The organism is Paramagnetospirillum sp. (assembly GCF_058402745.1).
This window is the reverse complement of record NZ_JBZVFI010000017.1, coordinates 283529-308496: the sequence shown is the minus strand read 5'-3', so window position 1 is coordinate 308496 and position 24968 is coordinate 283529. Positions and strand designations below refer to the sequence as shown.

The 24968-nt window shown below is 66.9% G+C and carries 21 protein-coding genes and 1 tRNA gene; 8 read left to right on the top strand and 14 right to left on the bottom strand.

Features of this window, described 5'->3' with window-relative positions:
* Positions 1-15 precede the first annotated feature (15 nt).
* Positions 16-1473: a M48 family metalloprotease gene (locus ACV4UZ_RS15740; RefSeq protein ID WP_491601737.1), complete on the top strand. Its 1458-nt coding sequence runs from the start codon at positions 16-18 to the stop codon at positions 1471-1473.
* On the opposite strand, the gene ACV4UZ_RS15735 is transcribed toward ACV4UZ_RS15740, so the two are convergent.
* The 9 genes from ACV4UZ_RS15735 to ccrA all read right to left on the bottom strand — a co-directional run bounded on the left by ACV4UZ_RS15735 (position 1466) and on the right by ccrA (position 12813).
* Entirely contained in the window at positions 1466-1978 is a 513-nt protein-coding gene (locus tag ACV4UZ_RS15735) for an RNA pyrophosphohydrolase (protein WP_491601736.1), read from the bottom strand. The genes ACV4UZ_RS15740 and ACV4UZ_RS15735 overlap by 8 nt on opposite strands.
* Positions 1975-3390, bottom strand: a complete 1416-nt coding sequence (locus ACV4UZ_RS15730; RefSeq protein WP_491601735.1) for a divergent polysaccharide deacetylase family protein — start codon at positions 3388-3390, stop codon at positions 1975-1977. Before ACV4UZ_RS15730 ends, ACV4UZ_RS15735 begins: the two co-directional genes overlap by 4 nt.
* A gap of 21 nt (positions 3391-3411) precedes the next feature.
* Positions 3412-4785 (bottom strand): S41 family peptidase, encoded by a 1374-nt coding sequence (locus tag ACV4UZ_RS15725; protein WP_491601734.1) that lies wholly within the window; start codon positions 4783-4785, stop codon positions 3412-3414.
* Positions 4782-6299 (bottom strand): peptidoglycan DD-metalloendopeptidase family protein, encoded by a 1518-nt coding sequence (locus ACV4UZ_RS15720; protein WP_491601733.1) that lies wholly within the window; start codon positions 6297-6299, stop codon positions 4782-4784. The genes ACV4UZ_RS15725 and ACV4UZ_RS15720 overlap by 4 nt, the downstream gene beginning before the upstream one ends.
* Positions 6286-7848 carry a 2,3-bisphosphoglycerate-independent phosphoglycerate mutase gene (gene gpmI / locus ACV4UZ_RS15715; protein WP_491601732.1) on the bottom strand — a complete coding sequence of 521 codons (1563 nt, stop codon included), beginning with the start codon at positions 7846-7848 and terminating at the stop codon, positions 6286-6288. The genes ACV4UZ_RS15720 and gpmI overlap by 14 nt, the downstream gene beginning before the upstream one ends.
* Positions 7849-7921: 73 nt before the next feature.
* Positions 7922-8917 carry a hypothetical protein gene (locus ACV4UZ_RS15710; RefSeq protein ID WP_491601731.1) on the bottom strand — a complete coding sequence of 332 codons (996 nt, stop codon included), beginning with the start codon at positions 8915-8917 and terminating at the stop codon, positions 7922-7924.
* Between the two features lie 73 nt (positions 8918-8990).
* The gene (locus ACV4UZ_RS15705; RefSeq protein ID WP_491601730.1) at positions 8991-9581 is read right to left on the bottom strand and encodes a DUF6624 domain-containing protein; all 591 of its coding nucleotides are present in this window, start codon (positions 9579-9581) and stop codon (positions 8991-8993) included.
* A 181-nt stretch (positions 9582-9762) separates the two neighbouring features.
* Entirely contained in the window at positions 9763-11424 is a 1662-nt protein-coding gene (locus ACV4UZ_RS15700; protein WP_491601729.1) for an acyl-CoA dehydrogenase family protein, read from the bottom strand.
* A gap of 132 nt (positions 11425-11556) precedes the next feature.
* Entirely contained in the window at positions 11557-12813 is a 1257-nt protein-coding gene (ccrA, locus tag ACV4UZ_RS15695) for a crotonyl-CoA carboxylase/reductase (RefSeq protein WP_491601728.1), read from the bottom strand.
* A gap of 11 nt (positions 12814-12824) precedes the next feature.
* On the opposite strand from ccrA, the gene ACV4UZ_RS15690 reads away from it, so the two are divergent.
* Positions 12825-15011, top strand: coding sequence for a methylmalonyl-CoA mutase family protein (locus ACV4UZ_RS15690; RefSeq protein ID WP_491601727.1), 2187 nt, complete (start codon positions 12825-12827; stop codon positions 15009-15011).
* 68 nt (positions 15012-15079) lie between these two features.
* On the opposite strand, the gene ACV4UZ_RS15685 is transcribed toward ACV4UZ_RS15690, so the two are convergent.
* Positions 15080-17470, bottom strand: a complete 2391-nt coding sequence (locus ACV4UZ_RS15685) for an ATP-binding protein (RefSeq protein ID WP_491601726.1) — start codon at positions 17468-17470, stop codon at positions 15080-15082.
* 228 nt (positions 17471-17698) lie between these two features.
* The gene (locus ACV4UZ_RS15680; RefSeq protein WP_491601725.1) at positions 17699-18913 is read right to left on the bottom strand and encodes an argininosuccinate synthase; all 1215 of its coding nucleotides are present in this window, start codon (positions 18911-18913) and stop codon (positions 17699-17701) included.
* A 388-nt stretch (positions 18914-19301) separates the two neighbouring features.
* Between ACV4UZ_RS15680 and ACV4UZ_RS15675 the strand changes: the two genes are divergently transcribed.
* Both ACV4UZ_RS15675 and ACV4UZ_RS15670 read left to right on the top strand, forming a co-directional pair.
* Positions 19302-19688 carry a DUF1842 domain-containing protein gene (locus ACV4UZ_RS15675; protein ID WP_491601724.1) on the top strand — a complete coding sequence of 129 codons (387 nt, stop codon included), beginning with the start codon at positions 19302-19304 and terminating at the stop codon, positions 19686-19688.
* 184 nt (positions 19689-19872) lie between these two features.
* Positions 19873-20367, top strand: coding sequence for a hypothetical protein (locus tag ACV4UZ_RS15670; RefSeq protein WP_491601723.1), 495 nt, complete (start codon positions 19873-19875; stop codon positions 20365-20367).
* On the opposite strand, the gene rlmN is transcribed toward ACV4UZ_RS15670, so the two are convergent.
* Positions 20355-21497, bottom strand: coding sequence for a dual-specificity RNA methyltransferase RlmN (rlmN, locus tag ACV4UZ_RS15665; protein WP_491601722.1), 1143 nt, complete (start codon positions 21495-21497; stop codon positions 20355-20357). The two genes, ACV4UZ_RS15670 and rlmN, sit on opposite strands and share 13 nt — an antisense overlap.
* 126 nt (positions 21498-21623) lie before the next feature.
* Between rlmN and ACV4UZ_RS15660 the strand changes: the two genes are divergently transcribed.
* The 4 genes from ACV4UZ_RS15660 (at position 21624) to ACV4UZ_RS15645 (ending at position 24213) form a co-directional block, all read left to right on the top strand.
* Positions 21624-22202, top strand: a complete 579-nt coding sequence (locus ACV4UZ_RS15660; RefSeq protein WP_491601721.1) for a TetR/AcrR family transcriptional regulator — start codon at positions 21624-21626, stop codon at positions 22200-22202.
* 325 nt (positions 22203-22527) lie between these two features.
* Positions 22528-22601: transfer RNA gene (locus ACV4UZ_RS15655), tRNA-Gly, on the top strand.
* A gap of 144 nt (positions 22602-22745) precedes the next feature.
* Complete coding sequence (locus ACV4UZ_RS15650) at positions 22746-23273, top strand: Arm DNA-binding domain-containing protein (RefSeq protein WP_491601720.1); 528 nt, start codon at positions 22746-22748, stop codon at positions 23271-23273.
* A 400-nt stretch (positions 23274-23673) separates the two neighbouring features.
* Positions 23674-24213, top strand: coding sequence for a DUF4145 domain-containing protein (locus ACV4UZ_RS15645; RefSeq protein WP_491601719.1), 540 nt, complete (start codon positions 23674-23676; stop codon positions 24211-24213).
* A gap of 45 nt (positions 24214-24258) precedes the next feature.
* Here the strand turns inward: ACV4UZ_RS15645 and ACV4UZ_RS15640 are convergent, their stop codons facing one another.
* Together ACV4UZ_RS15640 and ACV4UZ_RS15635 are read right to left on the bottom strand one after the other, a co-directional pair.
* Positions 24259-24615, bottom strand: coding sequence for a HepT-like ribonuclease domain-containing protein (locus ACV4UZ_RS15640; RefSeq protein WP_491601718.1), 357 nt, complete (start codon positions 24613-24615; stop codon positions 24259-24261).
* Complete coding sequence (locus ACV4UZ_RS15635; RefSeq protein ID WP_491601717.1) at positions 24612-24905, bottom strand: nucleotidyltransferase family protein; 294 nt, start codon at positions 24903-24905, stop codon at positions 24612-24614. The genes ACV4UZ_RS15640 and ACV4UZ_RS15635 overlap by 4 nt, the downstream gene beginning before the upstream one ends.
* Positions 24906-24968: the final 63 nt, after the last annotated feature.

The following is a 24968-nucleotide window of genomic DNA, read 5'->3' as shown; positions in this document are numbered from 1 at the left end:
TCCGCCGAGGGAACCATGCGCCGCTCCGCCCCCCTGCTCGCCGCCCTGCTGGCCTCGACCCTGCTGACCTCGTGCCAGGTGACGCCGGGCACCGGACGCAGCAATTTCAATGTGCTGTCCTCAGAGGACGAGCAGAAGATGGGCGCCGAGGCCCACCCGGACATCCTGAAGCAGTTCGGCGGAGTCTATGAGGATCCCAAGATCCAGGCCTATGTGGCGGGCATCGGCAAGCGGCTGGCCGGCAACACCGAGACTCCCGGCGCGCCCTTCCGCTTCACGGTGCTGAACAGCAACGTGGTCAACGCCTTCGCCCTGCCCGGCGGCTATGTCTACGTGTCGCGCGGCCTGATGGCGCTGGCCGACGACGAGGCGGAGCTGGCCGGGGTGGTCGGCCACGAGATCGGCCACGTCACCGGGCGGCACACCGCGCTGCGCTACAGCCAGGCCATGGCCGCCAACGTGGCCACCGGCGTGCTGGGGGTGGTGGTGGGGGTGCTGACCGGCGTGTCGGGGGCGGGCGACATCGCCCAGTTGGGGGCGGCGGCCTATCTCCAGGGCTATTCCCGCGACCAGGAGAGCGAGGCGGACCAGTTGGGCATCCGCTACATGGCGGTCAGCGGCTGGAACCCCGAGAACATGGCCAGTTTCCTGGCCAAGCTGCGCGATCACGCGCGGCTCGAGGCGATGCTGGCCGGGCGCTCGCCCGACGAGGTGGACGAGACCTCGCTGTTCGCCAGCCATCCCCGCACCATCGACCGGGTGCGGGACGCCGCCGCCGCCGTCAAGGTGGCCGATCACAAGGGGGCGGTGGGGCGCGAACAGTATCTGGCCCATCTGGATGGAATGCTGGTGGGCGACGATCCCGACGAGGGCGTGGTCAGGGGGCGGGTGTTCTCCCATGCCGGGCTGGGCATCCGCTACGAGGTGCCGGCCGGCTTCCGCCTGATCAACGGCCCCAAGGCGGTGACGGCGGCCCATGCCGACGGATCGCTGATCCGCTTCGACATGGGCGCCGAGGCCCATGGCGACATGACCAACTACCTTCAGACCCAATGGGCCAAGGGGGCGCGCCTGACCGCCATCGAATCGCTGGAAATCAACGGCATGCCGGCGGCCACCGGCTTGACCAAGCTCAACACCAACAAGGGCACCATGGACGCCCGCCTGCTGGCGGTGAAGAACGGCAAGCAGACCTACCGCTTCCTCTATCTGACGCCACCCAACCAGACGGCGGCCCACGCCAAGGACTTCAGGACCTCGGGCATGTCGATCCGCAGGATGACGGAGGGGGAGAAGACGGCCGTGAAGCCCCTGAAGCTGAAGGTCATCACCGTCAAGGCCGGCGACACGGTGGAGAAGCTGGCCGAGCAGCTGCCCTACGAGGATCACAAACTGGAGCGCTTTCGCGTGCTGAACGGCCTCGAGGCCAACGAAACCATCAGGCCGGGCCAGAAACTGAAGACGGTTATTTGAGGCGGAACGAGCGTGCCAACGGCAGGAATTCGGCGACCACCTGGTCGTAGAGGGCGCGCTTGAAGGGGATGATCAGCCCCGGCACCTCTGCCAGGTCCATCCAGCACCAGCGCTCGAACTCCGGGTGCTCGGTCTCGAGATTGATGTCGGAATCGGTCCCGGTGAAGCGGGCGCAGAACCATTTCTGGGTCTGGCCGCGAAAACGGCCCTTCCAGCTGCGGTCGGCGATGTCGGGCGGCAGGTCGTAGGAAATCCATCCCCGGCTTTCGGCGATGATCTCGGCGTTGGCCGTGCCGATTTCCTCTTCCATCTCGCGCAGCGCCGTGGCGCGCGGGTCCTCGCCCTCGTCGATGCCGCCCTGGGGGAACTGCCAGGCGTTGCCGGGGGTGTCGATGCGCTGGGCGACGAAGGCCAGCCCCTGGTCGTTGAGCAGCACCAGCCCGATGCCGGGCCGGTAGGGGCGCTGGTCGTAGGGCAGGAGGGGGGGCTTGCTCTTCTTGCTCATGACTTTCCGGGGGCGGGCGGGGGCTGGACCAGGGTGGAGACCGGCACGATCACCAGCTTCTGGCCGTCGAAATCGTTGAGCCAGGGCAGCAGCCGGTCGAAGGACAGCGGCCGGGGATTGATCACCACCAGGGCCTTGCCCTTGGTGCGCGCCGCGATGGACACCTGGTTGAGGCGCATGTCGATGGCCTCGCGGAACAGCTCGGCATCGGCGACCGCCGTCACCGGGGCGATGGCGGGAACCCGGTCGGCCGGCGCGGCTCCCGGCCCCACGTAAAGCAGGCCGTGGTCGCGCAGCTTGCCCAGGGTCTGGACGATCTGCTCGGTGGCGGCGAACCTGTCGCCCAGCGAGATCAGGCCGGTATAGCCGGCCGCCCGGGTCATCACACCTTCGATGCGGGCCAGGTTGGTCTCGGGCGGCACCGCGTTGGTCATGCCCAGCGGGCCGGGATCGCGGGGCTGGGCGCCGCTGGCATCGGCGGGCAGCACCATCATCACCTCGTGGCCGTAGTCGCGGGCCTTCTTCACCCACTTGTCCAGGCCCTGGGCATAGGGGCTGAAGGCGAGCGTCACCTCGGGCGGCAGCTTGGCGATGGCCGCCTCGGTCGCCGCCTTGTCCAGTCCCATGTCCATCACCACCACGGCCACCTTGCCGCGATCGGCGGGGCCGGACCACGGGCGGGCATAGACCTGCCAGGGCTGGCGGCCGTCGGGGGCCGGGGCGGGAATGTCGCCGATGGCGGTCTTCTTCAGCAGTTCCTTGACCGGGGCGGCGGGCAGCGCCTTGACCTCGCCCTTCAGGGCCGGCAGGCCCTCGTAGCTGGGGGGCTTGTCGGCGTTGCGCGGGTTGGGCTGGGTGGGAATGCCCGAGGAATCCACCGCCGGCGGCGGCTTGGGGGCGAAGGCCTTGGAAACCGGCGATTCCGGTTCGGCCACGTAATCGCCGCCGGGCGGCAGGGCCGCCACCGCCGTTTCCGGCCTGGCCTCGGCCGTGGCGGGCGGAACGGCCTTCTCCGGAGCGATGGCCGGCGGCAGGGAATCGGGCGACGGCGTGTCGTCGGGCACCGCCTTCAGCACCTCACCCACCGGCTTCTCGCTTCCCGGGGCCACCGGCGGGGTCAGCAGGCCGCTTCCGGCTCCCGGCTTGGCCGGTTCGCCCCGTCCCGGCAGATCGAAGGAGAGCTTGGGCGGGTTCTCGCCCACATCCATCAGGCCGATCAGGTCGCGGGTCTCGTAGGCGGTGAACAGATAGGCGATGCCGCCCAGTCCGCCGCCGGCCACCAGAATTCCCAGGCCGATGAGAATCGGCTTGAGATTGAGGGGCTTGCGTTCGGGCTTGAACTCCTCGACGACGATCTCGGGAACCGGTTCGTCGTCCAGTTCCTCGAGATCGAAGTGGGTGTCGGCGGCCATGGATGCGGACCCGCTGTCCGCTTACCGCTGGGCCGGGCGATAGAGCGACAGGCCGCGCAGCAGATCCAGGGCCCGGGCCAGCTGGTAATCCTGCGCCGGGTCGCCCAGCTTGATGGGAGTGGGCGCCTCGGCCTTGCCGCCATCGCCCTTCGGCTCCGGGCTCTTGGGCTCGGGCGCCTTGGATTCGGGGGCCTTGGCCGGTTCGGCCGGCTTGTCGGCGGGCTTGGCCTTGTCGCCGTTGGGATTGGGCAGGGCCTTGCGCAGATTGGCTTCCGAGCGGCGCTCGACGGCGGCGCCGGCGATGGGCTCCACCTTGGATTGCTGCGCCTTGATGTCGGGCTCGATGCCCACCGCCTGGATGGAGCGGCCCGACGGCGTGTAGTAGCGGGCCGTGGTCAGGCGCAGCGAGCCGTGGCCGTGCAGCGGCATCAGGGTCTGCACCGAGCCCTTGCCGAACGAGCGGGTGCCCAGCAGCACGGCGCGCTTGTGGTCCTGGAGCGCGCCGGCGACGATTTCCGAGGCCGAGGCCGAACCGTCGTTGATCAGCACCACCAGCGGCAGGCCATCGGCGATGTCGCCGGGCCGGGCGTTGAAGCGCTGGGTGTCCTCGGGCCGGCGCGAGCGGGTGGAGACGATCTCGCCCTTGTCCAGGAAATCGTCGGACACCGCCACCGCCTGATCCAGGAGGCCGCCGGGATTGTTTCTGAGGTCGATGACGAAGCCGGTCGGCGTCTTGCCGATGTCCTTCTTCAACTGCCCCATGATGCGCACCAGATCGGCGTGGGTGGTGGCGCTGAACTGCGAGATGCGGATGTAGCCGATATCGCCGTGCAGCTGGCCCTTGACGGTCTGCACCTTGATGACGGCGCGGGTCAGCTTGATGTCGAAGGGCTGCTCGACGCCGGCCCGGCGCACGGTCAGCTTGATGTCGGTGTTGACGGTGCCGCGCATGCGATCCACCGCTTCCGACAGCGACAGGCCCTGGACCGGCTCGCCGTCCAGGTGGGTGACGAAATCGCCGGGCTGCATGCCGGCGCGGTAGGCCGGGGTGTCGTCGATGGGCGAGACCACCTTGACCCAGCCGTTCTCCATGGTCACTTCCAGGCCCAGCCCGCCGAACTCGCCACGGGTCTGGATGTCCATGTCCTTGGAGTTCTTGGGATTGAGGTAGGCCGAGTGGGGATCGAGCGAGGTCAGCATGCCGTTCAAGGCGGCCTCGATCAGTTCCTCGTCATTGACGGGTTCCACATACTCGCTGCGGACCTTTTCCAGCACTTCGCCGAACAGGTCGAGAAGCTTGTAGGTTTCCTTGCGCTCGGCGGCGGAAACGGGGGTGAGGGCGGTCGTCGACAGCAGGGCGAAGCTGCCCGCCGCGATCAGGATCTTGCGAATCATCCACTGGCCTTACTTTTATGTGCCATGAGCCAAGGCAACGGGTTGACCGGCTGGCCATTGCGGCGCAGCTCCACGTAAAGGTTGGGCTTGCTGTCGTCCTGCCCCATGACGCCGACGGGCTCGCCCGTCAACAGCTTCTGACCGACGGCGCAGTCGATCTGCGCCATTCCCGCCAGCAGGGTATGATAGCCCTCGCTGTGTTCGATGATCAAGAGAAGGCCGTAACCCCTGAACGGACCAGCAAAAGCCACGTGGCCGTCATAGGGGGCGATGACCTGGGCCGCCTTGCGGGTGTTGATGGTGATGCCCTTGGACACGTGGCCGACGTCGTTGGGCTGGCCGTAGGTCTCGACCACCCGGCCGCGGGCGGGATAGGGCAGTTTGCCCTGGGCCTGGCTGAAGGGCTTGTCGTTCTTCACCGGGCGGAGCGCCGCGGCCTCGCGCGAGGCCTGCTCGGCCTGATGGGCGGCCTTCTCGGCGGCCAGCTGCTTTTCCTTGGCCTCGGCCTGGGCCCGGATCTCCGCTTCCTGGGCGGCGCGGGCGGCGGCCTCCTGGCGGGCGCGCGCCTCGGCGGCGGCCTGCTGGGCGGCCTTGCTCGCCTCGTCCTCGCGCGCCTTGGCCTCGGCGATGGCCTGTTGCGCCGCTCTGCTGGCGGCCAGTTCGGCTTCGCGGGCGGCCTTGCTGGCGGCCAGCTCGGCCTCGCGGGCGATGCGGCGCGCCGTGGCCTCGGTCTCGCGGGCGACCTTCTCGGCGGCGGCCTTGGCGGCGGCCTCGGCCAGCCGGCGTTCCCGTTCCTGATCCAGCCGCGACAGCAGATCGCGCAGATCCTCCGCCTGGCTGCCCAGGTCCTGCAGGCGGGCCTCGAGCGCGCGGCGCTCCTGCTCGGTGGCGTTCTGCACCTGGAACTTGCGCTCGAACATGTCCTTGATGCGGACGTGCTCGCGCTCCAGCGAGCCGGTGGTGGTGGCGATCAGCCTGCGCTGCTCGCTGATCTCGGCGCGCAGCTTGGCGACGCCGTCGATCTCCACCTTGAGGTCGCGGGCCGATTGCTCGATCTGGGGCACGGCGGCGCGCAGCAGGATGGCCGAGCGCACGGTGTCGGCCGGGCTTTGCGGCTGGGCGATCAGCGCCTCGGTGGGGCGCCAGGCCAGGCGCTGGAGCGCGGTGAGCACGCCGACCATCTGGCGCGAGCGGCGCTCCAGCGCGTCGGAACGGCTGACCTCGCGCTTGCGCAGGTCCTCCAGCTGGGCTTCCAGCTCGGACAGCAGGTCCTCGCTCTCCTGCGCCGCCCGGGCGGCCTTGACCATGTCGGCGCGCAGCCGGGCCGTCTCGGCGGACAGGTCCTCGGCCTTGCGCCGCACGTCCTCGTGCTCGGCGCGCGAGCGTTCCAGCTGGCTTTCCAGCTCGCGCAGGCGTTCGCCGGCATCCACCGGCTTGTCCCAGGTGGCGAAAGCGGGCGCCGCCCCCAGCAGGAGCAGCGCCGTTGCGAAGAGGGCTCCCTTAACCCGCCGCACGGAGGGTCTGGCGGAGCAGGGATTGCCCGCTCATTTCGGCCGGCTGGGCGAGGCCCAGCAGGGCCAGCAGGGTGGGCGCCACGTCGGCCAGCCGGCCGTCGCCGATGCCGTCCACCCCGGCGGGCGGAGCGACCAGGACCGCCGGCACCGGGCCGGTGGTGTGGGCGGTGTGGGGCTCGCCGGTGGTGGGGTCCTTCATCTGCTCGGCGTTGCCGTGGTCGGCGGTGACCAGCATGGTGCCGCCGGCCTTCACGACGGCGGCTTCCAGCCTGCCCAGGCAGGCATCCACCGTCTGGGCGGCGGTGATGGCGGCCTTCATGAAGCCGGTATGGCCGACCATGTCGCCGTTGGCGTAGTTGACCACGATGACGTCGAAGGTGCCGGCCTCGATGGCGGCCACCAGCCTGTCGGTGACCTCCACCGCGCTCATCTCCGGCTGCAGGTCGTAGGTGGCGACCTTGGGGCTGGGCACCAGGATGCGCTCCTCGCCGGGGTACACCGTTTCCTCGCCGCCGTTGAAGAAGAAGGTGACGTGGGCGTACTTCTCGGTCTCGGCGATGCGCAGCTGGGTGAGGCCGGCGCGGCTCAACACCTCGCCCAGGATGTTGGACAGCGTCTCCGGCCCGAACAGGGTGTCGAGGAAGGCGTTCAAATCCTTGGAATACTCGGTCAGCCCCAGACGGGCGGCGAAAGCTACCTGACGGGCGCGGGCGAAGCCGTCGAAGGCCGGGTTGACCAGGCAGTCGAGGATCTCGCGCGCCCGGTCGGCGCGGAAATTGCCCATCAGGAGGCCGTCGCCGTCCGTCATGCCCTGGTACGCGCCGATCACGGCGGGCAGCATGAACTCGTCGGTCTTGCCGTCGGCATAGGAGGCGGCGATGGCGGCCAGCGGATCGGCGCCCGCCACGCCCTTGGCCTCGACCAGGGCGTTCCAGGCGAGCGAAACACGGTCCCAGCGCTTGTCGCGGTCCATGGCGTAATAGCGGCCCGAGACGGTGGCCACGGTGACATCATGGCCCTTCACGTCGGCCAGGAAGCGCTCCATGAAGCCCTGGGCGCTGGACGGCGGGGTGTCGCGGCCGTCGAGGAAGGCGTGGACCAACACCTTCACGCCGGCATCGGCGATGGTCCGCGCCAGGGCCGCCAGATGGTCCTGGTGGGAATGCACGCCGCCGGGGCTCAACAGCCCCATCAGGTGCATGGCGCCGCCCTTGGCCTTCACGGCGGCGATGGCCCCGGTCAGGGTGGGGTTGGCGGCCAGGGAGCCGTCGGCGACGGCGGCGTCGATGCGCGGCAGGTCCTGCATCACCACCCGTCCGGCCCCCAGATTCATGTGGCCCACCTCGGAATTGCCCATCTGCCCGTCGGGCAGGCCCACCTGCAGGCCCGAGCTGTGCAGCAGGGCGTGGGGATAGCGGCTGAGGAAGCGGTCCCAGTTGGGCGTGTCCGCCTGGGCGATGGCGTTGTCGGCGGCGTCTTCACGCCAGCCCCAGCCGTCCAGGATGCACAGGACGACGGGACGGGGGCGGCGGGGGGCGGCACTGGACATGGACGGTGAACCTGTGGTGGCGGTTGGTCTTTCTGGCCGGCACCTTATACTTAATCGGTGGAATCCGCCAGTTCTAGGCGGCCGGCAGCCTTTGGCGCAGGGCCGCCGGCAGCGTCTTGAGAACCAGACGGCGGACATGGTGCCAGAAGGCCGACAGGCTGAGCAGCAACGAACCCACCACCAGGGCGGTCAGCGCGAAGGCCTCGGCCGAGGAGCCGGCGGCCTCGAACAGGGTGGTGGCGGCGTAAAGCACATAGGCCAGCGCCGAGACCAGCAGGGCGCGGCGGTCCACCGCCAGGGCGACCACCGCCAGCACCAGATAGACGGCCACCGCTCCGGCCGCTCCGCCAACGCCGCTACCGCCGCCCAGGGCCGAGAACACCGGATGGACGATCATGGGCGCGGCGGCCAGATGCAGCCAGAAGGCCACGTCGGAGCGCCGGGTCTTGCGCGCCAGATCGCCGGCGTCCCACTTGAGCGCCAGGGCGAACAGGGCCAGCCCGGCGACGAAGACCAGCGGCAGGAAGAAGTCCCGAAGCGCCGGCACCAAAGCGAGGCCGAGCGCCAGCAGGGCTCCGGCCACGGCGCCTGCTCCGGCGGCGACGGTGATGGGCACCATGAAGCGCTTCCAATGGCCCCAGGCGGCCAGGGCGGCCACGGCGGCCGAGGCGGCGACGCCATAGCCGCCCCTGGCGAAATCCTCTATCCCCACCACGCCCAGACCGGCGGAGAACACCCCATAGACGAAGGCCAGCAGCAAGGCGAGGCTGGGCAGGGCCATGCGGCGCTTGCGGGTGAAGTATTCGGCGAAGGCCCAGGCGGCGGCGGCCACCGACACGCCGCCCAACACCGGACTGATCTTGCCCGCCAGCCAGCCCAGGGCCGAGAGCAGCAGCACGGCGGCGATGGTGACGAAGATGTCGTTGAAGCTGGTGACGAGGCGCACGCTCTCCTCGTCGGCGTCGTGGGCATTCTGCCGCTTGGCGACGAAGGCGCGGAAGGCCGTCGCGGCGTCACGGCTGAGGATGCCTTCCCCCACCGCCGCGTCGAGATCGTCGTCACTGTACATGGGAATTCCCCTTGTTGCCCGGCCCATGGACCAGGGATGCGCGAAGGGACGAGTCCCTTCGCCTTTTCTTTCCTTACCGCCAGCCCACTTCGCGGGCCAGGGCTTCCAGAACCGAGGAGGAGGCTTCCCATTCCTCGGGCGGGGGCGCGCCATCGGATTGGGCGGCGGCGCGCGCCGTGGCGATGGTTTCGGCCAAAGGCGCGAGACCTGCGGCGGCACGGCGGGTGTCCACCTCGGTTTCGTCCTCGATGGGGAGCGGCGACAGGCGGCCGCCTTGCCAATCCAGCTGGGTGCCGAATTTCTGCGGCCGGCCTTCCAGGGCGCGGATGCGGTCTTCCAGCATGGCGGCGTGGCGCTTGGGCACCTCGTCGCGGTTGGCGGCGGATTTCAGGAGGCCTAAGCAGCGGCGCATGAAGCTGGGGCGCGACACGGCGTGCATGGCCACCAGCCAGGCGGCCTCGGCCCCGTCGGGACCGGCGGCATCGGCGGTGGGCCAGCCCTCGTCGTCGACGATCAGTTCCAGCTCGCGGGCGTTGGATTCGTGGAGGCGGCGCAGTTGCGGCGGATACCCGCCCACCGGTTCGCCCGATTGCAGCAATTCATGGCGCAACGCCTGCTCGGCGTCCTTCAACGCCAGTAAGCGGTGGCGGAAATGTCCGGCCAAGGGCGGCGCTCCGAAAAAGGTATGACCTGTTCGTCGCCCCAGGCAGATATTCGATTTATGGGCCGAGATCAACAAATTGCTGGCCGTTACCATCCCCATGGAACGTCATGGCCGGGCTTGACCCGGCCATCCATGGCCCCCCGGGGCAAGCCCGGGGGGGGGACGGTGGAACGGAGTGGGCTTAGTCCCGGGCGCCCGACAGCAGGCCGCGGGCGATGACCTGGGCCTGGATCTCGGCGGCGCCCTCGAAGATGTTGAGGATGCGGGCGTCGCACAGGATGCGCGAGATGGGGTATTCCTCGGCGTAGCCGTTGCCGCCGTGGACCTGCAGGGCGTTGTCGGCGTTGGCCCAGGCGACGCGCGCCGCCAGCAGCTTGGCCATGCCGGCCTCGATGTCGCAGCGATGCCCCTCGTCCTTCTCGCGGGCCGAGAAGTAGGTCAGCTGGCGGGCGACCATGGTCTCGACCGCCATCCAGGCGATCTTGCCGCCGACGCGGGGGAACTCGTAGATGGGCTTGCCGAACTGGACGCGCTCGTTGGCATATTTCAGGCCCACTTCCATGGCGCACTGGGCGACGCCCACGGCGCGCGCCGCAGTCTGGATGCGGGCCGATTCGAAGGTTTCCATCAGCTGCTTGAAGCCCTGGCCCTCGACCCCGCCCAGCAGGTTGGCGGCGGGGACCTTGAAGCCGTCGAAGCCCAGCTCGTATTCCTTCATGCCGCGATAGCCCAGCACCTTGATCTCGCCGCCGGTCATGCCCTCGGCCGGGAAGGGGTTGTCTTCCGTGCCGCGCGGCTTGGGCGCGATCAGCATGCTGAGGCCCTTCCAATCCTTGGTGTTGGGATCGGTGCGGGTCAGCAGGGTCATCACGTCGGTGCGCGCGGCGTGGGTGATCCAGGTCTTGTTGCCGGTGACCACGTATTCGTCGCCCTGCTTCACCGCGCGGGTGCGCAAGCTTCCCAGGTCCGAGCCGGTGTTGGGCTCGGTGAACACGGCGGTGGGCAGAATCTCGCCCGAGGCGATCTTGGGCAGCCAGTACTGCTTCTGCTCCTCGGTACCGCCCAGGCGGATCAGCTCGCCGGCGATCTCGGAGCGGGTGCCGAGCGAACCGACGCCGATATAGCCGCGCGACAGCTCCTCGGTGACCACGCACATGGACATCTTGCCCAGGCCCAGGCCGCCGTATTCCTCGGGCAGCGTCAGGCCGAACACGCCCATCTCGGCCACGTGGTCCACCACCTCGATGGGGATCAGCTCGTCCTTCAGGTGCCATTCATGGGCGTGGGGGATGACCTCGTTCTCGGCGAAGGAGCGGAACTGGTCGCGGATGAGGACCAGGGTCTCGTCCTCCAGGCCCGGCTCGCCGAAATGATGGCCGTCGCGGATCAGCTCGGCGATGCGGGTACGCACGGAAGCGGTGCAGCCGTCGCGGCGGAGCAGAGAGGTGGCGTCGTTGGAGAACTCGTGCACCGCCTTGGAATCGAGCCCCAGATCGCCGGGGCGCACCATCTCGCCCTGGCTCATGGGGATGCCGCCGTAGATCTGGGCGGTGTATTCGCCGAACGCCGCCTGCAGCATCAGGGTTTCCAGCTCGCCCAGCTTGCCCTCGGCGTCCAGGCGCCTGGCCCAGCCCAGCATCTGCTGCAGGGCCGCCACATAGGTGGCCAGCCAGGCATAGCCGTGGGCGGCGGTCTGGTTGGCGTCGAACAGGGCGCCGTTGACCTTGCCGTCCTTGCTGACCATGGCGGTGACATTGGCCTTGGCGGCCAGCCGCAGCTTGTCGAGCACCGCGACGGCGGACTCGCAGGTGGGGATCAGATCGGGGAGCAGGATGGCGGTCATGGCGGTGTCCTTAACCTGAAGAAAGATTGGGCCCGGCACGAGGATGCCCGGATCAAGTCCGGGCATGACGATTTTTCTGTTTCGTCATTGCCGGGCCTGACCCGGCAATCCATCGGCCGTTCAGCGGGCGTCTCAGCCCTCGATGCAGTCCTCGACGGTGTAGCGGCCGGGCTTGAGGGCCTGGACCAGCACCGCCATGTTGCCGGGCTTGTGCTCGTTACGCAGCATCTTCATGTGGGCCAGCGGGATGTCGTCCCACGAATAGACCTCGGACATGCAGGGATCGATGCGGCGTTCGACCACCAGCTGGTTGGCCTGGGCCGACTGCAGCAGGTTGGCGAAGTGGCTGCCCTGGATACGCTTCTGGCGCATCCACACGAAGCGGGCGTCGAAGGTCAGGTTGTAGCCGGTGGTGCCGGCGCAGAACACGACCATGCCGCCACGCTTCACCACGTTGCACGACACCGGGAAGGTGGACTCGCCGGGATGCTCGAACACGAAGTCGACGTCGTTGCCCTTGCCGGTGATGTCCCAGATGGCCTTGCCGAACTCGCGGGTCTTCTTCATGTACTCGGCGAACACCTTGGGGTCGCCGTCCACGTCGGGCAGCTGGCCCCAGCAGTCGAAGTTCTTGCGGTTGATGACGCCCTTGGCGCCCAGGCCGAGGACGAACTCGCGCTTGTCCTCTTCCGAGATCACGCCGATGGCGTTGGCGCCCGACACGGCGATCAGCTGGATGGCCATGGAGCCCAGGCCGCCGGCGGCGCCCCACACCAGCACGTTGTGGCCCGGACGCAGCACGTGCGGACGGTGGCCGAACAGCATGCGGTAGGCGGTGGCCAGCGTCAGGGTGTAGCAGGCGCTCTCTTCCCAGGTCAGGTGCTTGGGCCGCACCATGACCTGCTGCGCCTGGACGCGGCAGAACTGGGCGAAGGAGCCGTCGGGGGTCTCGTAGCCCCAGATGCGCTGGCTGGGCGAGTTCATGGGGTCGCCGCCGTTGCACTCCTCGTCGTCGCCGTCGGTCTGGTTGCAGTGAACCACCACCTCGTCGCCGACCTTCCAGCGCTTCACCTTGGAGCCGACCTTGTAGACGATGCCCGAGGCATCGGAACCGGCGATGTGGTAATCGGCCTTGTGGTAGTCGAAGGGCGAGATGGGCTTGCCCAGCGCGGCCCAGACGCCGTTGTAGTTGACGCCGGCGGCCATCACCATGATCAGGACTTCGTGGGAATCGATCTCGGGGGTGTCCACCACCTCGACCTGCATGGCGGTATCGGGCTTGCCGTGGCGCTCCTTGCGGATGGCCCAGGCATACATCTGCTTCGGCACGTGTCCGAGCGGCGGAATCTCGCCAAGCTCGTAGAGATCCTTGACCACCTGCTCGCTCATCCTAGAACTCCTTGACCCTCTGGACGATACTTCACCGACACGGCCGGCCTCGGCGTTCGGTACACCGCCTTTTAGCGTTTTGTCGCTTTCTTCGCAATGCACAAAATGATAGTTTGTTTCGCGAAGTCGGGGGAAAGAGAAATTTTAGGTCGCATGACGACGCTAACCCCTGGCAAAGTTGCATTTTTTTGAATGGATTCAGTCTGGAGCGCCCGATGACCGAAAAGACCGCCCGCGAAGCCGCCGCCCCCGCCCGGGAGAAGCCCTGGCTGTTCCGCACCTATTCGGGCCATTCCTCGGCCGCTGAATCCAACAAGCTGTACCGCACCAATCTGTCCAAGGGACAGACCGGGCTGTCCATCGCCTTCGACCTGCCGACCCAGACCGGCTACGACAGCGACCACGCCTTGGCGCGGGGCGAAGTGGGCAAGGTGGGCGTGCCCGTCTGCCATATCGGCGACATGATGACCCTGTTCGAGGGCATCCCGCTGGAAAAGATGAACACGTCCATGACCATCAACGCGCCGGCCGCCTGGCTGCTGTCGCTTTACATCGCCACGGCGGAACGCCAGGGGGCGCACCGGTCGGTGCTGAACGGCACCACCCAGAACGACGTGATCAAGGAGTATCTCTCGCGCGGCACCTATATCTTCGCGCCCCAGCCCTCGCTCCGCCTGACCAGCGACGTCATCGGCTTCACCTATACCGAGGTTCCCAAGTGGAACCCCATGAACGTCTGCTCCTACCACCTGCAGGAAGCGGGCGCGACGCCCGAGCAGGAGCTGGCCTATGCGCTGGCTACCGCCGTCGCCGTGCTCGACACCGTGCGCCCCACCGTGCCGGCCGCCGATTTCGAGCAGGTGGTCAGCCGCATCTCCTTCTTCGTCAACGCCGGCATCCGCTTCGTCACCGAATTGTGCAAGATGCGCGCCTTCACCGAGCTGTGGGACGAGATCTGCCGTGACCGCTACGGCGTCAAGGACGAGAAGGCGCGGCGCTTCCGCTACGGCGTCCAGGTGAACTCCCTGGGTCTGACCGAGCAGCAGCCGGAAAACAACGTCTACCGCATCGTCATGGAGATGCTGGCCGTCGTCCTGTCCAAGAACGCGCGCGCCCGCGCCGTGCAGCTTCCCGCCTGGAACGAGGCCCTTGGCCTGCCGCGCCCCTGGGACCAGCAATGGTCTCTGCGCCTGCAGCAGATCATGGCCTACGAGACCGATCTGCTGGAATTCGGCGACATCTTCGACGGCTCGCACGAGATCACGGCCAAGGTCGAATCCCTGAAGGAGGGCGCGCGCCAGGAGCTGGCCCGCATCGACGACATGGGCGGCGCGGTCGCGGCGGTGGAATCCAGCTACATGAAGCAGAAGCTGGTGGAATCCAATGCGCGGCGCATCGGCGCCATCGAATCGGGCGAGCAGATCGTGGTCGGCGTCAACAAGTGGACCGAGACCGAGCCCAGCCCGCTCACCACCGGCGACGGCTCCATCATGACGGTGGATCCCAAGGCCGAGGCCGAGCAGATCGAACGCCTGAAGACCTTCAAGGCCGCCCGCGACGCCAAGGCGGTGGATAAGGCCCTGGCCGAGTTGCGCGCCGCCGCGCAGGAAGGCCGCAACGTCATGGAGCCCTCCATCGCCGCCGCCCATGCCGGCGTCACCACCGGCGAGTGGGCGCAGACCCTGCGTGACGTGTTCGGCGAATACCGCGCCCCCACCGGGGTGGCCCGCGCCGCCGCCGAGGTCAAGGGCGAGAAGATGGGCGCCGTGCGCCAGAAGGTGGAGGCGGTCTCGGCCAAGCTGGGCCGCCGGGTCAAGATCCTGGTGGGCAAGCCGGGCCTCGACGGCCATTCCAACGGTGCCGAGCAGATCGCCGTCAGGGCGCGCGACGCCGGCATGGAAGTGGTCTACGAAGGCATCCGCCTCACCCCCGCCCAGATCGTCAACGCCGCGCTCGAGGAAGGCGTCCACGTGGTCGGCCTCTCGATCCTGTCGGGCAGCCACGTGCCCCTGGTGACCGAGGTGCTGGAGCGCATGAAGGCCGCCGGCCTCGCCGATATCCCGGTGGTGGCGGGCGGCATCATTCCGCCCGAGGACGAGAAGGTGCTGCTGGCCGCCGGCTGTGCCCGCATCTACACGCCGAAGGATTACGACATCACCGCCATCATGGGCGACATCGTCGATCTGCTGGCGGCCTGATGGCATAGGGGGCGGGCGCGAGGGCCTCGCCCCCCTCAGCGGTGCGGGGGGGGGCGAGGCCGTTCCCCCTATACCTGCCCGATGGGGGGCAGGGTCACGGAGAAGCGTGAGCCCTCGCCCGGGGTCGAGGTCACCCAGATGCGGCCGCCGTGGTGTTCGACGATCTTCTTGCAGACGGCGAGGCCAATGCCGGTGCCTTCGAACTCGCCCCTGCGGTGCAGGCGCTGGAAGATCAGGAAGACGCGTTCATAGTATTTCGGCTCGATGCCGATGCCGTTGTCGACAACGGTGATGATCCATTCCTTGCCGGTGTTCTCGGCCTCGATGGTGATCACCGGCTTGCGGTCCGGGGCGCGGTACTTGATGGCGTTGCCGATCAGGTTCTGGAACAGCCGCATCAGTTCCTCGCCATCGCCCAGCACGGTGGGCAGGATGGAGGGCGGGGTGGCGATCTCGGCGCCGCTTTCCTCGATCTTGACCGACAGGGCGCGCAGGGCGCGCTCCACCACCGGACCCAGCGCCACCGGCAACATGGGGCGGGTGATGCGGCCGATGCGGGAATATTCCAGCAGGTCGAGGATCAGGCGATCCATGCGCGACGCGCCGTCCTTGGCGAAGGCGATGAACTCGCGGGCGTCGTCGTCCAGCCGGTCATTGTAGCGCCGGGCCAGCAGATCCACATAGGACGACACCATGCGCAAGGGCTCGCGCAGGTCGTGGCTGGCCACGTAGGCGAACTGCTCCAGCTCGGTGTTGGAGCGCTCCAGTTCCTCGGCCTTGTCGCGCAGCTCCTGCTCGGCGCGGCGCTGCTCGGTGATGTCCTTGATGGTGCCGACCATGCGGATGGGCTTGCCGTCGGCATCGCGCTCGATCCGGCCCAGGCCGGCGACCCAGCGCAGGGCGCCGTCGCCGTGACGGGTGATGGTGTAGGCCTTGTCGAAATCGTGGTCGCCGGCCTGGGTTTCGGCCAGATAGGCGCCCATTTCCGCCTTCATGTCGGGGGTCACCAGGTCCAGCCAGCCCTGCCCGGTGCGGGGATAGTCGGGGCCGATGCCGAAGATGCCGTCGAGGATGGGCGACGAGCGCCAGCGATCCTCGCGCATGTCGTAGTCGTAATAGCCGAGATTGGCGACGCTCTGAACTTCCAGCAGCAGGGCCTGATGCTCGCGGATGGCGGTTTCGGCCCGCATCTTCTCGGTGATGTCCTGGACGGTGCCGAGGATCTCCAGCGGTTCGCCGGTTTCCGATCTGGTCAGCTGGGCACGGGCGGCCACCCATTTGAGCTCGCCGCCGGCGGCGACGATGCGGTGCTCCACCTCGAGGAAGGCGCCGTCCATGAGGCTGTTCAACCCGTCGCGCACCCGGTCGCGGTCATCGGGATGGATCATCTCCATCACGGTGGCGAAGGACACCGGAATGCCGGGGGAAAGGCCGAAGATGCGGTAGGTCTCCTCCGACCAGCGGACCCGGTCGGTGGGAATGTCCACCTGCCACGAGCCGATATGGGCGACGCTCTGGGCCCGGCTCAGGGTCGCCTCGCTGTTCTTCAGCTCGGCCCGGGCCGCCACCTCGTTGTGGTAGCGGCGCAGCAGCATCACGAACAGCGCGGTGAGAGACACGATGCCGAATCCCACCATGCCGGCCAGTCGGACGGTCTGGCGCCGCCACTCGCCCAGCACGGTCTCCACGGGAATGGCGGCGATCAGCACCAGGCCATAGCGCTCGAGGCGCCGGAACGCCGTGACGCGGCTCACCCCGTCCAGGGGCGAGGTGGTGACGGCGGTTCCCTTGGCGGCCCCCTCGGAAATGGCGGGAAAGATCTTGGAATTATCGACTTTCGATCCGACGGCACCCTCGCGGAAGGGATGGCGGGCCAGGATGGAGCCGTCGCCGCGCTGAAGGTTGACGATGGCGCCCTCGCCGAGGCTGAGGGTCTGGAAGAAGGCCTGGAAGGCGTCGGCCTTCAGGGTGGCGCCGGCGACACCGGCGAAGCCGCCATCGGGATGGGAGAGGCGACGGCTGATGATGATCACCTGATTGCCGGTGACGGCGCCGATGATGGGGGTGCTGATCTGGGCCAGATCGACGGCGCTGCTCCGGTGGAGCTTGAAATAGTCGCGCTCGGCGATGGAGACGGGGCGGAAGGGGAAGCTCTGGCCGTGCAGGCGAATGACGCCGTCCTGGTCCACCATGTAGAGGATGGGGACCGCCGACAGCGCCTGGGCGTAGTCGTGGAGGATCTGCCAGGTCTTGCGGTCGTTGGACAGGACGTCCCAGTTTCCGATGCTGCGGAACTGGATGCGGGCGGCCTGCAGCGCGGTGTCGGCGCCCTCGACGGTGCGCAGGACCTGTTCGGCGGCAAGGTCGGCCATGGACTGGGTGCGAAACGCCGCCTGGGCCATGAAGGACTCGCGGTCGTGCAGGATGGTCATGGCGGACCAGGCGACCACCACGGCCATGGCAACGCCCCACAGCGCCAACGGCCACCATTTCAGGGGCTTGGCGGGGGATTGGGGGCTGCTACCGGCGGCGGGGGGCAATCAAACAACCATCGGAAGGGGAAGATTCTAACCGATGGTATAAAAGGCGGTCGGAGACGTAAAGCGGATAGATCATATCTTCTATAAAGAAAGGGCTCCGCCGTGGCGGAGCCCTCCAAATAGTCAATCCCGCATCGTGGATGCTACTTATCCGCGAGCCATCTTGGCCAGCCGCATGCGGAGCGCATTGAGCTTGATGAAGCCCTGGGCGTCGCGCTGGTCGTAGACCGAGTCCTCCTCGAAGGTGACGTAGTCGAGGCGATAGAGCGACTTGGGCGACTTGCGCCCGACCACCGAGGCGACGCCCTTGTAGAGCTTGAGCCGCACGGTGCCGGTGACGTTCTCGCTGACCTTGTCGATCATGGTCTGGATGGCGATGCGCTCGGGGCTGAACCAGAAGCCGTTGTAGATCAGCTCGGCATAGCGGGGCATCAGCTCGTCCTTGAGGTGGGACTCGCCGCGATCGAGAGTCAGGCTCTCCATGGCGCGGTGCGCCACGATCAGCACCGAGCCGCCGGGGGTCTCGTAGACGCCGCGGGACTTCATGCCGACGAAGCGGTTCTCCACCAGATCCAGGCGGCCGATGCCGTTGGCCCCGCCCAGCTCGTTCAGCCTGGTCAGCAGGGTGGCCGGGCTCATGCGCACGCCGTCGATGGCCACCGCGTCGCCCTTCTCGAACTCGATCTCCACATAGGTGGGCTTGTCGGGGGCGTTCTCGGGGCTGACCGAGCGGGTGTACATGTCCTCGAAGGGCTCGACCCACGGGTCTTCCAGCGCCTTGCCCTCATAGGAGATGTGCAGCAGGTTGGCGTCGGTGGAATAGGGCGCCTCGCCGCGCTTGTCCTTGGCGATGGGAATCTGGTGCTTCTCGGCGAAGTCCAGCAGCTTGGTCCGCGAATTGAGGTCCCACAGACGCCACGGCGCGATGACCTTGATGTCGGGCTTCAAGGCGTAATAGCCCATCTCGAAGCGCACCTGGTCGTTGCCCTTGCCGGTGGCGCCATGGGAAACCGCATCCGCGCCCACCAGGTTGGCGATCTCGATCTGGCGCTTGGAGATCAGCGGCCGGGCGATGGAGGTGCCCAGCAGGTAGACGCCCTCGTACAGCGCGTTGGCGCGGAACATGGGGAAGACGAAGTCCCTGACGAATTCCTCGCGCAGGTCGTCGATGAAGATGTTCTCTTCCTTGATGCCCATCAGGCGGGCCTTGGCGCGGGCCGGCTCCAGTTCCTCGCCCTGGCCGAGATCGGCGGTGAAGGTCACCACCTCGCACTGATACTGGTCCTGCAGCCAGCGCAGGATGATGGAGGTGTCGAGACCGCCGGAATAGGCCAGAACGACCTTCTTGACTTCGCCCTTCATGGCAAACGCCTTTCCGAGATGGGGAGGGATTTGGCGGCGCAGTATAGGCATTGGGGCGGCCGAGGCAACAATCCTGTGTCGCTGGCGAAAGGGGGATTCATGGCGTCACGCATATGAATGGGTTGTTATGCGGTGTCGTATTTTCGTCAAAAAGATACATTCGGCATCATGACGTTGATCATGCATTGCGATGGCCGGCAATGACGAAAGCATGGGTAGAGGCGCTGCTGCTTAAAAATTGTATGCGCTTCGGCGGCATGATTCCTAAAGATGTGATTCAATAAGTTACTGTGTCTAATGGTTGCCGTGATGTAGGGTCGTCCTGCAATCGGATGTCGGTAAATCGCCGTCCGTCAGCAACCAAAGAGACAAATCAAGGGGACAGGAAATGGCTGTTGGAACCTTTCTGGTGAACTATGAGAGCGTCAACGTGCTGGCCGGGGGCTATGCCCTGCGGCTGGGTCTGGTGATCGACGCGGTCAACAAGCAGGCGAGCGGCATTTCCGAGGTCACCCAGGCGACCAATCCGCCGCTGGACGTCAAGCTGCCGGTGCATGGCACCGTCACCGACATGACGGTGATGCCGAAGAACACCCATCATCTGGTGGTGCTGGAAAGCTCCAACAAGCTGCTGGGACGGCACGAGGAGGTCCGGCTGGTGACCAGCGACGACTGGCAGACCGGCACCGCCAACGTCACCCTGTTCACCGACACCGAGCGCGGCGTCATCCAGTTCACCACCGACGTGAAGCTGGCCAAGGCCGAGCAGAAGTAGGAAATGCGGCCTGCCGCCCCGCCGCTTCCCATCTGGGAAGGCGGGGCGGAACGGCTTCGGCCCGATGATGCTTGCCAGCAACGCCCGCTTGCCTCTTTTGCCCACTGACGAAAATCATGGATGTGGCCGGCGGATCGGGTGCAATCTGCCCCATGGGGAGCGTCCGCCGCCGAAAGGGGGCATCATGCGCCTGATTTCCGCCGCTCTTGCGGTTGCCGCGCTGATTTCGGCCGCCCAAGGGGTGGCGGCCGCCGACATCCATGTGCTGTGGGATCGCCAGTGCGGCGGTTGCCATGGCCACGCCGGCCCGTTCGCCCGAAAATCCCTGGTCGAGGTCGATGGCGTTCTGCTTGCCCGCGACGACGGCCGGGACGTGAGACTCCTGCTCCGCACCCATAACGGCGGCTACGGCCTGGATGACATCGCCGCCATCTACGGCATGCTGCTGGCCCAGGTCCAAACTCCGGAACTGTTTAAGGCCAAATGCGGCGAATGCCATCCGACCGCCGCCCAACTGGTCCGCGAGCAGGTGGTCAGCCAGGATGGTGAACTGGTGGGGCGCTACTCGCGGCGGCGCATCGCCGATTACCTTCCCCGGCACGGGCGGCTTAACGATGCCGAGGCAGCCCTTCTCCTCGACGTGCTGACGCGCGTCGAGAAAGAGGTTCACCGGCCCTGAACCGACGGATGATGTTCATCCTCGATACCTGCCGCCGCCCTGGCCTTGGCCAGGCTGGCCCGTTCCCGCTGGCTTTCCGAGCGCAGCTGGCCGCAGGCGGCCAGGATGTCGCGGCCCCGCGGCATGCGGATGGGGGCGGAATAGCCGGAATCCTGCAGGATGTCGGAAAACGCCTTGGTGGTCCTGATGTCCGGGGTCTCGAACTCGGAACCCGGCCAGGGATTGAAGGGGATCAGGTTGAACTTGGCCGGCAGGCCCTTGACCAGCTTGAGCAGCGCGCGGGCGTCGGCGGGGGAATCGTTGACCCCCTTCAGCATGATGTACTCGAAGGTGATGCGCCGGGCGTTGGAGGCGCCGGGATACTCGCGGCAGGCCCGCATCAGTTCGGCCAGCGGGTACTTCTTGTTGATGGGCATGATGCGGTCGCGGATTTCGTCGGTGACCGCGTGCAGGCTGATGGCCAGGTTGACGCCCAGGCGCTCGCCGCATTCCTTCATCATGGGCACCACGCCCGAGGTGGACAGCGTGATGCGGCGCCGGGAGATGCCGATACCCTCGCCGTCCATGGCGATTTCCAGCGCGGTGGCGACGTTCTCGAAATTATAGAGCGGCTCGCCCATGCCCATCACCACGATGTTGGACAGCAGGCGGCCGCCGTCATCGGGGGTGGGCCACTCGCCATAGGAATCGCGGGCCACCATGAACTGGCCGACGATCTCGGCCGCCGACAGGTTGCGCACCAGGAGCTGGGTGCCGGTGTGGCAGAAGCGGCAGGTCAGCGTGCAGCCCACCTGGGTGGAGATGCACACCGCGCCGCGCTCCTCGTCGGCGTCGGGGATGTAGACGGTCTCGGCCTCGTGGCCGTCATCGAACTTCAGCAGCCACTTGCGGGTGGTGTCGCTGCTGGTCAGCTCCTTGGTCACCAGCGGGCGGCGCACCTCGTAGCGCTCGGCCAGGGCCGACTGCATGGTCTTGGAGATGGAGCTCATCTTGGCGAAATCGGTTTCGCCGCGATTGTACATCCAATGCCACAGCTGCTTGGCGCGGAAGGGCTTCTCGCCGATGGCGGCCATCTCGGCGATCAACTGGTCGCGCGACAGGCCGATGAGATTGGTCTTGGTGTCGTTCATGAAGGCAACACATAAGGACGCGCGCGCCGCAAAGCAATGGTGGCGTGCGCAAAGGGGTGTTGTGGAATCGGGCGCAGGGCTGGCATCATGCTTGCCCGACCGGTTGGTCTAGCAAGGAGATGACGGATGGCTCCCCCCTCTCGTCGTGAAGATCTGGTCCTGGCGGCGCTTCGCCTGTTCCTGCGCGACGGCTTCCACGCCACCGGCATCGCCGCCATCCTGGACGAGGCCGGGCTGACCAAGATGACGCTCTATCATCACTTCAAGTCCAAGGAGGAACTGATCGTCGCCGCCCTGGACCTGCGCGACCGGCAGTTCCGCGACTGGCTGTTCGGCCGCATGCACGCCATGGGCGGCACGCCGCGCACCCAGGTGCTGAACATGTTCGAGGCCCTGGGCGAGTGGTTCCGGAGCGAAGCGGTGATTGGCGGGCCGGAAGCCGAGGCATTCCGCGGCTGCCCCTTCGTCAAGGCGGCGGCGGAATATGCCGAGGGGGCCGACCCCATTCACCGGGTCGCCGCCGACCATAAGCGCCGCATCGTCGAGACCTTGGGCGAGATGTGCCACAAGGCGGAACTGCCCGAACCCGAGCGTCTGGCCCGGCGTCTGGCCCTGCTCAAGGAAGGGGCCATCGCCGACGCCACCATCGCCGGCGATTCCCTGGCCGCCGCCGAGGCCAAGTTCATGGCCGTGCGCATGCTTTAGGCCGGCTGCGGAAAAGCCCTTCCGACGGACGCCGCCCCCCCCCGAGGCATTAAAGGTGGGGGGGGGCGAGATGCGCGGCCCGGGAGCCTTCATCCACCCTTTGCGGCCGATGCCTGACTCGTCAATCTCCGTGCCGGTCTTGCGCCGTCCTGGCGCCAAGCCGATCCTAGGGGGCCGTATCCCCCTCCCGTCGTAAATCCGAGCGTCGCCGCGCGACCTCTCTTCCTGGGGCGCTGCCCATTGATGCCCCTCGGCATTTCTCGGCAGCGCCGCCGCTGGGGCCTTGCCAAGCCTCGCACCAAGCCCTTATATTCCGTGCCTCGGCGCGGGTGTAGCTCAATGGTAGAGCAGAAGCTTCCCAAGCTTACGACGAGGGTTCGATTCCCTTCACCCGCTCCAACGCTTTCCCACTGAAATCAATGAGTTAGCAAAAACGCTGGATGCCTAGCGATGCTGGGTTATGCTCGTTCTTGCCCAGTTCGTGATGATTTTCAGATGACTTGTCCGCTTACATCGGCGGGCGCTCAGAGATGGGAGAGGACCATGAAGAAGGTCGCGGCACGCAAAGCCAAGCTCACCAAGTCGGTGGTAGACAAGATCGAACCGCCCGCCGAGGGCAAGTTCATCGTCTGGGACGCGGACCTTGCCGGGTTCGGCGTCTTCGTCACCAGCCTGGGCGTGAAAAGCTGGATCATCAACTACCGCACCCGTGATGGCCGTCAGCGCCGCCTGGTGCTGGGGCGCTGCGACCGCCTCGCCGCCGACCGGGCACGCATGGAGGCCCGCGCCAAGCTGGCCGAGGTGGATGTGGGCGGCGATCCCGCCAAGGAGCGCCGCGAGACCCGCGCCCGCATGCGCATGTCCGAACTGCTGGATACCTACATCAACGACGAAATGCCCCGTCGCAAGCGGGCCTCGACCATCAAGCTGCACAGCGGCCAGATCGAGCGCTATATCCGCCCGCTGCTGGGCACCATGGCCGTGGCGGACGTGACGCGAGAGGAGGTGCGCAACCTCCATCGCCGCACCACTGACACCGGCGGCGCCATCGCGGGCAAAGACCCGCTGTAGTTCGCTTTTGAAAAAGGTCTCGTGATCGTTGGCGCAACAGCCAAGTTCCTCGGCTGTGGCAAAGAACCCCTCTCCGGGACAGTCATCCTTTGCCTTGACCACCAATGCTGTCAACAGGGGGCGGCCCTGGGCGTGCTCGGTGCGGGCGATTCTATTGAGGTGTGACGAGACGGCGCTGCGATCTGCCGGGTCTGTGGCTTTGAGGCCCAGGGCTTTGGCTGCTGCGGAGAATGCGATGGTTTTGCCTTCTCGGGCATGCTCGATGAGCGCGTCCCGCAGCTTTTCCTGAAGCACCAAGCCCCTCCCTCAGTCATCGCCCTTGGCTGAGATACTCTCTCATGGGTAGATAGTCTTGACAAGGCGTGCGGGCAAATTGGGGAACAATAAGGAATAACGCAGAATGAAGATTGATCCGGAAGTTCCAACATTGCCTTTCAGGCCGGTATCAATGGAAAGCTGGCTGCAGCCCGATCCGGTCGTCGCGATGTCTCCAACCATTCGGCGGACGGATGGGGCTGTCCGTGCGGGATGTGCGGAAGACTGGCTCGGGCGATTCAGCCAGCCGCAGTTATCGGCAAACGTTCCGGCAGACGTGGTTGTGCTGTTCGAGGCGGCTCGGGGCGCCCTCTGCTATGGCTATTTTTTCCGCCCACTCTTCGTGCTTGGCTGCGGCCAGCTTTACCGGGTTGTCGAGACGGCTGTGAAGCTTCGGGTGCCGGGCTCGGCCAGCATGAAGAGGCCGACCTATGAGAAGCGCATCGCATGGCTGATCGAGCAGGGCGTTATTCCCCAGGATCGGAAGGCGTATTGGGATGCCCTTCGGGGATTGCGGAACAGTGCCTCCCACCCGGACTACCAAACGACCATTCCGCCCAATCAGGCGGTCGGTTCCTTGCGTCACGCGGCGGAGGCGATCAACAGCCTGTTTGAGGTGAGGTAAACGGATTCGGGCGGGAGGTGCCGTGGGGCCGTCCGATGACGCCTGTCACCGGCGCCCTTTTCCTTCCACCTCGGCAATCACCCCCGGCAACCGCTCTACAAGGTCCGGGATGAAAGCCGTCGCCGTCTCGAAGATGCGGGACAGGCGGATGCCGAGATAGTCATGGGCAATGACGTTGCGCATGCCGATGATCTGACGCCAGGGGATTTCCGGGAAGCGGTCCTGCACCTCAGGCGGCACGCGCTTGGCGGCCTCGCCGATGACCTCCAGCGCCCGCAGCACGGCGAATTGGGTCTTGCGGTCTGCCGCGAAGGACTCCGCCGTCATTCCCGCCACGAACGCCTGGGCGTCGCGGGCATAGTCCAGCATGTCGACAAGGCAGGCGGCGGGATCGCGTGTCACAGGGGCACGACCTCGGACAGCACATGGGGGGCAAGGCGTGGGCGTAGGGCTTCACGCTCCACCAGATCGACGGAGACGCCCAAGGCGTCGCTCAGTTCGAGTTGAAGCCCGGCATAGGCGATCAGGTCCATGCCGTCGCCCAACTCGACCAACACATCCACGTCGCTGTCTTCGCGCTGCTCGCCGCGCACATACGAGCCGAACACCCCCATGGAGCGGATGGGATAGCGGCGGCGCAGATCGGGCTGCAAGGCGCGAAGCTGGGTCATGATGTCGTCAAGGGTGCGCATGGTGGCCTCGTCGGTGTCTTACCCATCGACTATAGCGCGCAGCGGGGTTGTCCGTCACCTTCG